General features: G+C 64.6%; 13 protein-coding genes. 6 read left to right on the forward strand and 7 right to left on the reverse strand.

Features of this window, described 5'->3' with window-relative positions; all coding sequences use genetic code 11:
- Nucleotides 1–991 precede the first annotated feature (991 nt).
- Entirely contained in the window at nt 992–2,761 is a 1,770-nt protein-coding gene (locus tag ACI8UR_RS01855) for an AAA family ATPase (RefSeq protein ID WP_415087497.1), read from the forward strand.
- Nucleotides 2,762–2,831: 70 nt separating this feature from the next.
- On the opposite strand, the gene ACI8UR_RS01860 is transcribed toward ACI8UR_RS01855, so the two are convergent.
- Nucleotides 2,832–3,239 (reverse strand): RidA family protein, encoded by a 408-nt coding sequence (locus ACI8UR_RS01860; protein ID WP_411714056.1) that lies wholly within the window; start codon nt 3,237–3,239, stop codon nt 2,832–2,834.
- Nucleotides 3,240–3,407: 168 nt separating this feature from the next.
- On the opposite strand from ACI8UR_RS01860, the gene ACI8UR_RS01865 reads away from it, so the two are divergent.
- A complete protein-coding gene (locus ACI8UR_RS01865; protein WP_411714055.1) occupies nt 3,408–4,196 on the forward strand; it encodes a hypothetical protein in 789 nt (262 codons plus the stop codon).
- 25 nt (nt 4,197–4,221) lie between these two features.
- On the opposite strand, the gene ACI8UR_RS01870 is transcribed toward ACI8UR_RS01865, so the two are convergent.
- From ACI8UR_RS01870 to ACI8UR_RS01880, 3 genes are all read right to left on the reverse strand, one after another.
- A complete protein-coding gene (locus ACI8UR_RS01870; protein ID WP_411714054.1) occupies nt 4,222–5,433 on the reverse strand; it encodes an acyl-CoA dehydrogenase family protein in 1,212 nt (403 codons plus the stop codon).
- Nucleotides 5,434–5,511: 78 nt separating this feature from the next.
- Nucleotides 5,512–6,204, reverse strand: a complete 693-nt coding sequence (locus ACI8UR_RS01875; RefSeq protein ID WP_411714053.1) for a type 1 glutamine amidotransferase — start codon at nt 6,202–6,204, stop codon at nt 5,512–5,514.
- Nucleotides 6,205–6,297: 93 nt separating this feature from the next.
- Complete coding sequence (locus tag ACI8UR_RS01880) at nt 6,298–7,080, reverse strand: alpha/beta fold hydrolase (RefSeq protein WP_411714052.1); 783 nt, start codon at nt 7,078–7,080, stop codon at nt 6,298–6,300.
- An 87-nt stretch (nt 7,081–7,167) separates the two neighbouring features.
- Here ACI8UR_RS01880 and ACI8UR_RS01885 point away from each other — a divergent pair, with 87 nt between their 5' ends.
- The gene (locus tag ACI8UR_RS01885; protein ID WP_411714051.1) at nt 7,168–8,262 is read left to right on the forward strand and encodes an aminotransferase class V-fold PLP-dependent enzyme; all 1,095 of its coding nucleotides are present in this window, start codon (nt 7,168–7,170) and stop codon (nt 8,260–8,262) included.
- Nucleotides 8,263–8,596: 334 nt separating this feature from the next.
- Here ACI8UR_RS01885 and glmM read toward each other — a convergent pair whose 3' ends face one another.
- Complete coding sequence (glmM, locus tag ACI8UR_RS01890; RefSeq protein WP_415087500.1) at nt 8,597–9,901, reverse strand: phosphoglucosamine mutase; 1,305 nt, start codon at nt 9,899–9,901, stop codon at nt 8,597–8,599.
- A 29-nt stretch (nt 9,902–9,930) separates the two neighbouring features.
- Nucleotides 9,931–10,110 (reverse strand): hypothetical protein, encoded by a 180-nt coding sequence (locus tag ACI8UR_RS01895; protein ID WP_411714049.1) that lies wholly within the window; start codon nt 10,108–10,110, stop codon nt 9,931–9,933.
- A 59-nt stretch (nt 10,111–10,169) separates the two neighbouring features.
- Between ACI8UR_RS01895 and rpiA the strand changes: the two genes are divergently transcribed.
- Complete coding sequence (gene rpiA, locus ACI8UR_RS01900; protein ID WP_411714048.1) at nt 10,170–10,856, forward strand: ribose-5-phosphate isomerase RpiA; 687 nt, start codon at nt 10,170–10,172, stop codon at nt 10,854–10,856.
- Between the two features lie 63 nt (nt 10,857–10,919).
- On the opposite strand, the gene ACI8UR_RS01905 is transcribed toward rpiA, so the two are convergent.
- Nucleotides 10,920–11,087, reverse strand: coding sequence for a DUF1931 family protein (locus ACI8UR_RS01905; protein WP_254858004.1), 168 nt, complete (start codon nt 11,085–11,087; stop codon nt 10,920–10,922).
- Nucleotides 11,088–11,295: 208 nt separating this feature from the next.
- On the opposite strand from ACI8UR_RS01905, the gene larB reads away from it, so the two are divergent.
- A complete protein-coding gene (gene larB / locus ACI8UR_RS01910) occupies nt 11,296–12,066 on the forward strand; it encodes a nickel pincer cofactor biosynthesis protein LarB (RefSeq protein ID WP_411714047.1) in 771 nt (256 codons plus the stop codon).
- Between the two features lie 299 nt (nt 12,067–12,365).
- Nucleotides 12,366–12,626: a GIY-YIG nuclease family protein gene (locus ACI8UR_RS01915; RefSeq protein WP_411714046.1), complete on the forward strand. Its 261-nt coding sequence runs from the start codon at nt 12,366–12,368 to the stop codon at nt 12,624–12,626.
- The last annotated feature ends 1 nt before the right edge of the window (nt 12,627 follow it).

Raw genomic sequence — 12,627 nt, forward strand, 5'->3', positions numbered from 1 at the left:
CGCTTCCACGCCGCTTCCACGTCGCTTCCACGCCGCTTCCACATCGCTTCCACGTCGCTTCATCTGACGCACGATGAGGGCGAGTGTGGCGATGTGTGGAGGGAAGTGGCATCAAGCCGAACGAGATGGCGATGGGAGGTGTCAGCTGTCAAAAGCGGAGACCAGGCGTTGGTAGGGGGCGTTTGGCCAGATCGCTCAGTGAGCGATACTCGACCGGACACGGGGTTCCTCGATTGGACGTGGAGGGGGTGAACACCCCCACCCCTTCGTTTCAGGTGGAGTCGGGAAATGGAGGGGGAGGGGTGTTCAGCGACAGGCTGTCGTAGGGAGTTCTGTTCAATAAAACTAGACTAGTCGCCATATAAATGTAGAACACTAGACAATACTAGATAATACTAGACAATAGAAGAAATTTACACATCTGTTTCTTTTCTAGTGCGGCTTTGGTTATGGGGCATGTGTAATAAAGCTGTTCCTCTAGATTCAGTTCTATCTCACCGACCCCACCCCACCTTCTCTCCGTTCCACACGAAACGAAGGGGTGTGGGGGTACTCTCCCCCGCTTCCCGTGCATCAACTGGAGATTTCACTTCTCGATTTTTCCCACCGAGTTGAGCCCCTTCGTGGCTCTCTCAACGACGTGCTGATCCACGCGTCCCCCGCCAAGCTGAACCATCAATCACTGTACAGTGGTACACGGCACATCGACATCAAGCTCGCGCCGGCCGCGATAGAAACCACTCTCACATGGGGAGTGTTACGTTGTTACAGGCGACTTTCAGCCTCTCACGGGCTCGTTCAGATCGACACCTGAGGACGATTCTTTGTTCGTGACCGCAACGTTTAATATGATATTCCACCATCGGTTCCTCTGCATCAACTGGACGACCGGATTCGAGCCCTCGTGCCGCAATGGGCCTCTACCACCCGCATACGCCACGCTCGGTCGTCGCGCAGTATAGTTCCACACGAAATAGGGGGGTACGGAAACATGACTGACGATTCAACTTCAACCGAGACACCGGCCGACGAGGACACAGACGACGAGCGTGACGTATCGGGTTCCACCGAGCACCGAGAACCGGACTCCGACGTATCGTCGAACCCAGACCCTGCCGTCGAGGCACCGACCGACAGCGGCGACCGTTCCCCGGACGAACTGGTCGACGCAACGCTCTCTGATGAAGGTTCTCCAGTCGAAACAGGGGGGTCTTCGGAAGACGGCACCGCCGCCTCAGAGGGCGATACCGCCGATAACTCCCCACTCGCCGACGTCGGCACGGCGACCGCCGACCGGAGCGTCGACGGCTTCTCCGGCGACGTCGACCTGGACGATCTCGACCTCGACGCGGATTCAGAAAGTGAGGCCGACGAGGCCTCCCGCGGGCTCTTCGACGACCTGCTCGAAGGCGAACCCATCTTCGAGAACAAGGAGGTGCTCCGACCCTCCTACACCCCGCATAAACTCCCCCATCGTGAGGATCAGATCAATAACATGGCGACCATCCTCGTCACCGCGCTCCGGGGCGATACGCCATCCAACATCCTCATCTACGGAAAGACCGGCACGGGAAAAACCGCGAGCGCGAAGTTCGTCAGCGAGGAACTCGAAACGACCTCCCGGAAGTACGAGGTGCCGTGTGAAGTCGAGTACATCAACTGCGAAGTGACGGACACCCAGTATCGCGTCCTCGCACAGCTCGCAAACAAGTTCATCGACAAGAACGAGGAGTACATCGAAGAGCGCCTCGACGAATTCGAAACTCTCCGTGACGAGGCGGCCGAAGACCCCGATGCGCTCGCCGACAGCGAATTCGACAGCGTGGCCGGCGTCGAAACCGAGATTCGCGACCTTGAGGACGACCTCAAGGAGTTCGAGCCCGTCCCGATGACCGGATGGCCGACCGACCGCGTCTACCAGACGTTTTTCGACGCCGTCGACTACCACGAGCGCGTGGTCGTCATCATGCTCGACGAGATCGACAAGCTCGTCGAGAAATCGGGCGACGATACCCTTTACAATCTCTCGCGCATGAACTCCGAACTCGAGAACTCCCGGGTCTCTATCATGGGCATCTCCAACGACCTGAAATTCACCGATTTCCTGGATCCCCGTGTCAAATCCTCGCTGGGTGAGGAGGAGATCGTCTTCCCGCCCTACGACGCGACGCAACTCCGTGACATCCTCCAGCACCGTTCGGAAATCGCGTTCAAACCCGAGATTCTGACCGACGACGTCATTCCGTTGTGTGCAGCCTTCGCCGCACGGGAACATGGTGACGCTCGACGCGCGCTCGACCTTCTCCGAACGGCTGGAGAACTCGCAGAACGCGACCGCACGGAAAACGTCGAGGAGAAACACGTCCGCCATGCCCAGGAAAAGATCGAACTCGACCGTGTCGTCGAGGTCGTCCGCACCCTCCCGACCCAATCGAAGCTCGTCCTCTACGCCACCATCCTCCTCGAGAAGAACGGCGTCCACAACATCAACACCGGCGAGGTGTTCAACATCTACAAGCGGCTCTGCCAGGAGATTGACGCCGACGTTCTCACGCAGCGCCGCGTCACCGACCTCATCAGCGAACTCGACATGCTCGGTATCGTCAACGCCGTCGTCGTCTCGAAGGGTCGCTACGGCCGCACGAAAGAAATCAGCCTCTCGGTGCCTCTCGACGAAACCGAGGCTGTCCTGCTGTCGGATTCCCGCGTCGGCGAGGTTGAGGACGCCCAACCGTTCGTGCAGGCGCGATTCGACAACTGAATCTGAAGCGGCTCAAAAAGCGCCTTCCCTCACCCCCTACCGCCGAACCCCTTTGTTTCATATGGAGCTCTCAGTTATCATAACTCTCGCCAGCGCCGACCACGGCCTCGGCTTCGACTTCCACGACGTACTCCGAACCGATGAGTCTCGACACCTCAACCATACTTGAGGCGGGCCGAACGTCGCCGAAGAATTCCTCATGGACGCTGCCGACGGCCGCCCAGTCGTCGGCGTCAGTCACGTAAATTCGCGTACGGACGACGTCTTCTCGACGACCACCTGCCTCCTCGATTGCCGCCATGACGATTTCCAGCGCCCGCCGGGTCTGTGCCGCCGGGTCGCCCGGGGCGACGGGATTCCCGTCCTCGTCGGTGGCCGTTGTGCCCGAAACGAGGATGCGGTCTCCAACCCGCGTCGCTCGCGAGTAGCCGACCTTCGGCTCCCATTCGGTTCCACCCGAAACGTGGCGTCGTTCCATACCCCTTCCGCGCAGGCCACCCGCATAACTCCGGCGCGGGCGAACTGAAGGGTTTAAACGAATTCCGCCGGAACCCACGCATATGACTCAGGCCACCAAGGTCGTACTCGGGGCGCTCGGCGTGTCGCTCGTCGTCGGCCTCCTGCTGCTTGCAGTAATCACCGTCTAATGTTCGAGCGCCGCGAGGTGTCCGGCGAGCTGGCGGGGGTTCGCGACGAGCACGCGCCCGACGCGCTCGTCCTCGACAGCGACGGCGACTTCGAGACGATTCCGCCGTCGGTCGCCGAGAACCTCCTTCCCATCGTCGACAGCATCGACCCGCTCGACTACGATGAATCGTGGGTGCACGCGGACGCCCCGGAGACACTGCATCGCATCGCCGGCGACGAGTTCACCATCGGCGCGCCGGGTGACGGCGGCGTGGCGTGGACGCGACAGACCGTCCCGCCGACGGTGTTTCTCAAACCGCGACTCGAGGGGTCGCCCGAAGCGTTCATCGACTTCCTCGTCGCCGAGGCGTTCGTCGAAATCGGCCTCGGTCTTCCGGAGCAGTTCCTCGGCTTCTTCGAGAACGAGTATCGCGCCCTCGACGACGCCGTTCCGTTGTCGTCGGCCGACACCTACCAGCTCGCGGTCGCCCTGTTCGACGCCTACGTCGGTCTCCATAGCCGCGAGGTGTTCGAGGACTGGGCTGATGACTATCCCGGCCTCTACGACCAGTGGGTCGACGCCGGCGAACGGCTCGAACCACGCTTGACCGACCTTCCGAGCGACATCGCCCGTGGCCGAACGGAGTTCGCCGACGCGGCGGAGTTCGCTTGCAGCGCCCTCAAGCATGGCCTCGATTTACCGACGCCGTTCGACGCGCTGGACACGAGCGCCTACCGGCAACACGGGGCGCCCTACGCGGTGCAGTGGGCCGAGAAAACGTTCGAAGCGCTCACCGATACCGAGTAATCAAAATCCGAATCGGGCGACTGCGTTACTCGAAGGCCTGGAACCCGGTCAGGTCGGAACCGAGGATGAGGGTGTGGATGTCGTGGGTGCCCTCGTACGTGTAGACGGTCTCGAGGTTCGTCATGTGCCGCATCGGCGAGTAGTCGGCGGTGATACCGTTGCCACCGATCATCTCTCGGGCGACTCGGGACTGGTCGCGTGCCATCCGGACGTTGTTTCGTTTCGCCATCGACACCTGTTCGGGGCGCATCTCGCCGCGCTCCTTGAGGTCGGTTAGCCGGTAGACGAGCAGCTGGGCGAGCGAGATTTGGGTTGCCATCTCGGCGAGTTTGTCCTGCTGGAGCTGGAAGCGGGCGATGGGGCCGCCGAACTGCTCGCGGTCGGTGGCGTACTGCCGTGCGGTCTCGAAACAGTCGCGGGCGGCGCCGACGGCGCCCCACGCGATGCCGAACCGCGCCTGCGTGAGACAGGACAGCGGGCCTTTCATCCCCTCGACGCCGGGGAGCACGTCAGCCTCGTTGACTCGGACGTCGTCGAGGTGGATTTCACCGGTGATGGAGGCACGAAGCGAGAGCTTCTCCTCGATTTTGTTCGTTGTGACGCCGTCCGTGTCCGTATCGACGAGGAAGCCACGAACCGTGTCGTCGTCCGAGCGGTCTTTCGCCCACACGACCGCGACGTCGGAGATCGGGGAGTTCGTAATCCACGTCTTCGCGCCGTTGAGGATGTATTCGTCGCCGTCCTGTGTCGCCTCGGTCGACGCAGGGCTCGCCGAGCCGTGCTCGGCGGTGTCCTTCTCGGCGTGAGTCTCCATCGCTGTCGGGTTCGAGCCGTGTTCCGGTTCGGTGAGGCCGAAACAGCCGACCGTCTCACCGGTGCCGAGATCCCACAGATACTCCTCTTTCTGCGCTTCGCTGCCGTAGGAGTGAATCGGGTACATGACGAGCGCCCCCTGCACCGAGGCCATCGACCGGAGCCCGGAGTCACCGGCCTCCAGTTCCTGCATCAGGAGCCCGTAGGCGCGCTCCGAGAGGTCTGGCAGTCCGTAGCCGTCCAGGTTCGGCGCGTAAAAACCCAGCTCGCCCATCTCGGTGATAAGCTCCTTCGGGAAGGTGCCCTCGATCCAGTGTTCGCCCACGTCGGGTTTGACGTTCTCTTCGACGAACTCCCGAGCCGTATCGCGAACCATCCGCTCTTCCTCGTTTAGGTCGGCCTCCAGGCTGAGATAATCAAGCATGGCTGTTTGTTGGACTGTACCATCAAAAACGCTCGCACACGGGCCGGGAGTTGATACGTCCGAATCGGCGGAGCGGATTCAGTCGTCGGCCGCTGCCGTCTCCTCGGCACGGACCGTCGCACAGAAATTGTCGAACACGCGCTTTGCCGCCGTCGCGTCCGCAGTCGCGTCCTCGGTGATGCCCGCACAGACGGCCTCGATGCGCTCCTCCGAAAGGTGGTCTTTGCCCCGGACGACCGATTCGGCGGTTCGGGCGTCGTACTCCGGGTGCGCCTGAACGCCGTAGACGTCGCCGTGCCGGAAGCCGTGGATGCCGTAGTCGTTCTCGGCGATGCGTTCGGCGCCGTCGGGCAGTTCCGTGACCGCATCTGAGTGGGTCGTGAACACCGTGAACGACTCGGGGACGCCCTCGAAGAGGCGGTCGCCCGTGTGCCGCACCGTCCGGTAGCCGAGTTCGTACTCCCCCATGTCTTCGACCGTGCCGCCGAGTGCGTCGGCGAGTAGCTGGTGACCCCAACAGATGCCGAGCGCCGGCAGCCCGCGGTCGATGGCCGTCCGCGCCCACGAGCGCGTCTCGTCGATCCACGGCTCCTCCCAGTACACAGACGACCGCGACCCGGTGACGACGAAGGCGTCGAACTCGAAGCTCGACGGTAGCTCGCCGCCGCTGGCGTCGAACCGGGTCAGGTCGGCGTCGAGTTCCCGCCGGAAGTTCCGCGGAGTGTTCGGGTCGCCGTGGGAGGCGTCCAGCAGCGCGATTCGGGGTCGCATCAGTCGTCCGTATCGCTCCGAGGCACAAAAGCGCCGCGCCGCTGGCCCGATTCGCGGCGATCTGTGACAGCCACGTATCGGCCGAATCGCCGCTCAATCGCCGTTAGCGACGCTCGCGTCGATAAAATCGTCAAGCGCGTCCGTCACGGCCGGCGCGTGTTCGATGAAACAGCACCGTTTCCCCTCGACGGCCTCGAACCGCCCCCGTGGCAGGTCTGCGGCCAGTTCCTCGCCCGCCTCCATCGGCACGATTGGGTCGTCGACGCCGTGACAGACGAGCGTCGGCAGCGTGAGTTCGTAGAGCGGCTCGGCTTCGAATTCCTGGACGGCGTCGAGATGGCCGGCCAGCGCGTCGCCGGTCGCGTCCTCCTCGCGCCGCCACTCGACGATGCGGTCGACGAGGCCGGTTTCGGCGAAGAACGACTCGGAGAACGCAAAGGAAAGCGATTCCCGAAGTCGCGTCGGGTCGGAGGGGTGCAGCGCCGCCAGCGCATCGCTGTCGACCCGGTCGCCGGATTCGGCGGCGCCGAACACCGACAGCGAGCGTGCGCGGCCGTACTCGCGGGCGTAGCGGAGCGCGACCATTCCACCGAGGCCGGCCCCCACGATATGCGCCCGGCGCACACCTGCGTCGGCGAGGACGGCTTCCAGGTCGGCAGCGAACCGGTCGACGGTGTACGGTTCGTCGGCGTTGGAGCCGTCCGTTCCGCGCCCGGCGTAGACGACCGTCTGATACGGCCCGGCGAGCCCCGGTGCCTGCCAGCCCCACAGCCACGGCCCGAAGCCAGCGTCGGGGACGAACACGACCGTCGGCCGGTCGGCCTCTCCCGACACCTCGTAGTACAGCGTCGTTCCGTCGGTCGCGACCGTTGGCATACTCGCTTCGACGTGGGGTGGCCCTTTGCAGATTTCGGCTGGCCCCGACAGCCGCAGAGCCTTTGGGCTGGCCGCCGAAGCCATCCCATGGACACTGCGGCGCTCCGTGCTGACATCCCAGCCTGTGAGTCGTGTGCCTACCTGAACACGGGTGCGAGCGGCCCGAGCCCGCGACGCGTCCTCGATGCGGTCGAGGAGGCCCAGCGCGCACATGAATACGAGGCCTGTTCAGTCGGCCACTACGACGCAGCGGCCGACCTCCGCGAGGAGGCGCGTGCGTCGCTTGCGACCCATCTCGGCTGTCGGCCCGCTGATATCGCTCTCGTCGCCTCGACCGGCGACGGGCTCAGCCGCATCGCCAACGCCATCGAGTGGGAGCCCGGCGACCGCGTCGTCCGAACCGACCTCGAACACCCCTCCGGCGTGCTGCCGTGGCGCAGACAGCGCGACCGCGGCGTCGAGGTCGTGACGCTTCCCTGCCCCGACGGCCGGCTCCCGATGGATGCGTACACGGAGGCCGTCGCGGACGCTCGGCTCGTCTGTCTCAGCTCCGAAAGCTGGCTGCACGGCACCCGGCTCCGCATCGAGGAGGCGGTCGACATCGCTCACGACGCCGGTGCCCTGGTCGTCGTCGACGCCGTCCAGACGGTGGGACAACACTCCGTCGACGTCACCGAGTGGGGTGCTGACGCGGTCTGTGCGTCGGGGCACAAGTGGCTGCTCGGGCCGTGGGGGGCCGGATTCATCTACATCAATCCGGAATCACTCTCCGAGTTCCAGCCGCGCCATATCGGCTCCCGGAGCGCGGTCGACCCGACTGGCCCAGGGCTCGATTTCAAGCCTGACGCCAGTCGCTTCGAGGTTTCGACGACCGCAGTCGCACCGTACGCCGGGCTCGTCGAAGCCATCGACATCATCGAATCGCTCGGTATGGACAGGATCGAATCCCGAATCGAGAACCTGACCGACCGGCTCAAATCGCGGTTGGACGACCGCCTGAAATCGCCCGAGGCATACGAATCCGGGCTGGTCGCCTTCGAGGTCGACGACGCCCAGGGATTCGTCGAACACGCCAAGGAAAACGACGTTGTGGTTCGCGACATCCCGTCTGGCGACGTCCGGGCGTCGGTACATGCGTTCAACACCGACGGCGATATCGATGCGCTGCTCGAGTTGCTCTGAGCCACCGCCACGAAGCAATCGGGCCGACTGACGGCCGCTTCGACACGTTTCCGAAGATGCTACGGGGGCCGGTAACACACTATAATTATGTGTGTCGGGTTCTTCGAGTGGTGTATGCCGGAATGCCAGAACTGCGGCGCGTTCGTAACGGCAGCATATGCTCGGGTTTTCACGCCGAACGGAATCGAGAATCCGCGCGTCTGTCCCCAGTGCGAAGACAAGATCCGCGACGGGTCGGATGTCCGTGAAGCGCGCTCGACCCGCCGCACCTGACTGGCATCGCAACGGAATCACGGTACAGCAGCTGCGTTCCTTCTCACCGCCGCTTTCCCCGTCAGCGTGCGCTCTCGACTAGCTCCCTGGCCTCCGCCAGGAGTTTCTTCGCGTCTGCCTCCTCGCGAGCCTCCGCGGTCACCCGGATGAGCGGCTGGGTGCCGCTGGCTCGAATCAGGAACCACCCGCGCTCCGTTTCGACTCGAACGCCATCGAGCGTCGAAACGTCGTCGTAGTCGTCCAACACTCCTGTTTCGACGCTCGCCATCACGTCCCGCTTCCTCTCGACCTCGACGTTTGCACGCCGAATCGGGTACGACGGAAGTGCTGCGAGGCGCGATTCCAGTGGCTCCTCGGCAGCCATCTCGGCGACTCGAAGTGCGGCGAGCGCCCCATCCGGACACAGCGTCTCGTCGGGCCAGATCCACGCACCCGACGGCTCGCCGCCGAACGCGACGTCGGGTTCGGTCGCGGCCGCCGCCACGTAGACGTCCCCGACGGGCGTGCGCGTGACGCCGATATCCCGCTCGGCGAGGTAGTCCTCGACGGCGAGGCTGGTGTCGACGGGGACGGCGACCCGCTCGCCCGGTTCCGCAGCATCGGCCGCGAACAGCGCCAGCAGAGCGTCCCCCGAAAGGAAGGTGCCGTTGCCGGCGACCGCCCGCATCCGGTCGGCATCGCCATCGTGGGTGACACCGAGGTCGTACTCGCCCTCCGCGACGAGCGTCGCGAGCGCCTCGCAGTTCTCGGCGGTCGGTTCGGAGGGCCGGCCCGGAAACCGGCCGTCGGGCTGGGCGTTCACCGTCTCGACGTGGCAGCCGGTCTCGACCAGCGCATCGACGCTGACGCGTCCGGCGCCGTTCCCAAGGTCGACAGCCACGTCGAGGTTGAGTGTCGCTTCGCTCCCCGAGACGAGCGTGTCGACGTGGCGCTCGGCGGCGTCGGCAATCTCGCGCTCGCCTAACTCATTCCACGGCCGCAGTTCCGGCTCGTCGGCCTCGATGCGTGCCGTAATGCGCTCGCGTCCCTCGGCGTCGTACGCCTGGCCGGACGGCTGCCAGAGTTTCAGTCCGTTATCTTCCGGCGGATTGTGACTCGCCGTGACCGACACGCCGGCGTCGGCGTTCTCCCACGCGACGGCTCTGGCGACCGTCGGCGTCGCAGCCACGCCGATATCGACGACATCGGTGCCGAGTTCTCGAATCCCGGCGGCAAGCGAATCGACGAGCAGGGCGCCGCTCTCGCGGGGGTCGCGGCCGACGACGACCCGGTCGGTTTCGGCACCGAGCGCCCGCCCGACGCGGAGCGAAAGCGCTGCGGTTACCTCCTCACCGACGGGGCCCCGGATGCCGCTCGTTCCGAACATATCCACAGCTCTCGGCCGGCCGTGAAAACCTATTCGTCCGGCGACCACTGGCAGGCGGCGCCGTAGGTGAGCTCCGCGTCGTCGATGTGGGCATCGAGGCAGGCGTAGTTGCAGAACGCGCCCGCGGGGACGCGCTCGCCGTCCGCCGTCTTTTCGACGAACACCGGGTCGTAGTGTGCGAGGTCGCTCCCGCAGTAGGTACATTCCATACGCGTCTCTCGGAGTCGTCACCGCAAGTGCTTTTTCCGTATCGGTGCGAGAGACGCACATGAAACAGACCGGCGGTTCGGACGAGGCGAAGCGCCGCGCTGGCGAAAGCGCCGCCGACGCCGTCGTCGACGAGATGGTCGTCGGCCTGGGGACGGGGTCGACAGCCGCGGCCGCGATTCGGGCTCTCGGCCGCCGGGTCGACGCCGGCCTCGATATCCGCGGCGTTCCGACCTCATATCAGTCCCGACAGTTGGCCCGCGAGGTCGGGGTTCCGTTGACGACGCTTGAGGAGGCGACGCCGGACGTGGCCATCGACGGTGCCGACCGTATCGCGGACGGCGACTTAATCAAGGGCGGTGGCGCGGCTCACGCCCGCGAGAAACTGGTCGATGCCGCGGCTGACCGCTTCCTCGTAGTCGCCGACGAGACGAAACTCGCCGCGACGCTCGACGTGGCCGTGCCGGTCGAGGTGCTACCCGACGCCGTCCCCGTCGTCGAGGACACCCTCGAAGCGCTCGACGGCGTTCCGACGCTGCGGGCCGCAGAGCGGAAGGACGGCCCAGTCGTCACGGACAACGGCAATCTCGTCATCGACTGCGATTTCGGCGCGATTGCCGAGCCTGCGGCGCTTTCGGCCGATCTCGCTGCCATCCCGGGCGTCGTCGCACACGGCCTCTTTATCGACATGGCCGACGAGATACACGTCGGTACCGGTGACAGCGTTGACGTTCGCAACCGGGAGTAACGCTGGCGCTGCCGATAGCCGTCGCTGACCGGTAGCGCGAAAGAAAACAGAGCAGCCTCGACCTTACAGGTCGCGCGGCTGGACGGTCTTCCGGTCGTTTGCCTCGGCACGCCGTGCGGCGTCCTCGAGGAGCTCCTCGACCTCCTCGTCGAGGGCGTCGTAGAAGTCGGAGGCAACGTTCATATCATCGAGCGCTTCCTTCACAGCAGCTTTGACGATTAGGTCTGCCATACAGGCCGCGGTTTATCCGGCCCCCTTATATAATTTCCCAAAAGAGTGCCATTTGGCCGCTTCTAACGGCCGATTAGCCGTGAAGAACCGGGATGAACCAGATGTTCATTCGCCCTTTCATCTAATTTTTATGGCTGCCTCGACTGAATCGCGGTTGACGCCAACCGCGAGCCGACAGTTTCGTGGTTAGGGACACGAACGCGGATGTATGCGCGATATATTGGATGCGGTTGCGACAGGTGAGGTCTCTCCCGCGGAGGCGGAAGCCGAGCTTCGTGGCTACGCCCGCTCCGGCGCCGGGCGGTTCGACGCAGCTCGGGAGGCCCGCACCGGCATCCCCGAGGCTATCCTCTCCGAGGGGAAAACGCCCGAAGAGACCGCCGAAATGACTGTCACGGCAGTTGAGACGACCGGCAGCGCGCTCGTGACGCGGGCCGACGACGAGGCCGCTGCGGCCTGCCGGCAGCGACTCGCCGAGGAATTTCCCGACGCCGACATCGAACGCGACGGCCGGGCACACACCCTCGTCGTCCACGCTCCCTCGTACGAACCGCCAGCCCTCGACGCGACGGTGACCGTCGTCACGGCCGGCACTTCGGACGTGGCTGCCGCCAGCGAGGCCGCCGTCGTCGCGGATGAGATGGGCGCCACCGTCGAGTTCATCGACGATGTCGGCGTCGCGGGTATCGCCCGCCTGTTCGACCGCTTGGACGAGATACGAGCGGCCGACGCCCTTGTCGTCGCCGCGGGCCGGGAAGGCGCCCTGCCGACCGTCACCGCCGGACTGGTTGACGTGCCGCTCATCGGGCTGCCGGTCTCGACCGGATACGGCCACGGCGGCGACGGTGAGGCGGCGCTTTCCGGGATGATCCAGTCGTGTACACCAATCACGGTCGTCAACATCGATGCCGGGTTCACTGCGGGGGCTCAGGCCGGCCTCATCGCACGCTCTGTGTCGGCGGCTCGTGCGGAGCCGTGATCCCCGATATCGGCAGCGTGTTATGGTTCACCGAGGGTATTTGTGTATAGAGGCCGTATGACAACTGCCGACAATGGATACCCACGTCGGCGGCCATAATGCCCAGGTGTGACCACTGTGACGCGCACGTCTCGGATCGGTTCGCCCGCGTGTTCGCGGACGAACGGGGACAGGTGCATGCGTGTCCCAACTGCTCCGCGAACGCCGGAATCGCCGAGGTCTCGAGAGAGCGCGGACATGAGTGACGGCCGTGTGTCCGTGGAACCGTGTTCCAAACACAGGGTGCCCTCGTTTCTGTAATGCCACGTAGCGGCGGCCATCACGTCTACGTCGTCGAGTGTGCCGACGGGACGCTGTACACCGGCTACACCACCAACGTCGAGCGACGCCTCCGCGAACACAACGCCGGCGACGGCGCGAAATACACCCGCGGACGGACACCGGTTGAACTCGTCTACACCGAACCCTTCGACTCGAAATCGGCGGCGATGAGCCGCGAGTACGAACTCAAACAGCTCTCCCGGAACGAAAAAGAGCGCCTCGTCGACGGCGATTTGTAAC

This window comes from Natronomonas sp. (assembly GCF_047616845.1).
Lineage (GTDB): Archaea > Halobacteriota > Halobacteria > Halobacteriales > Haloarculaceae > Natronomonas.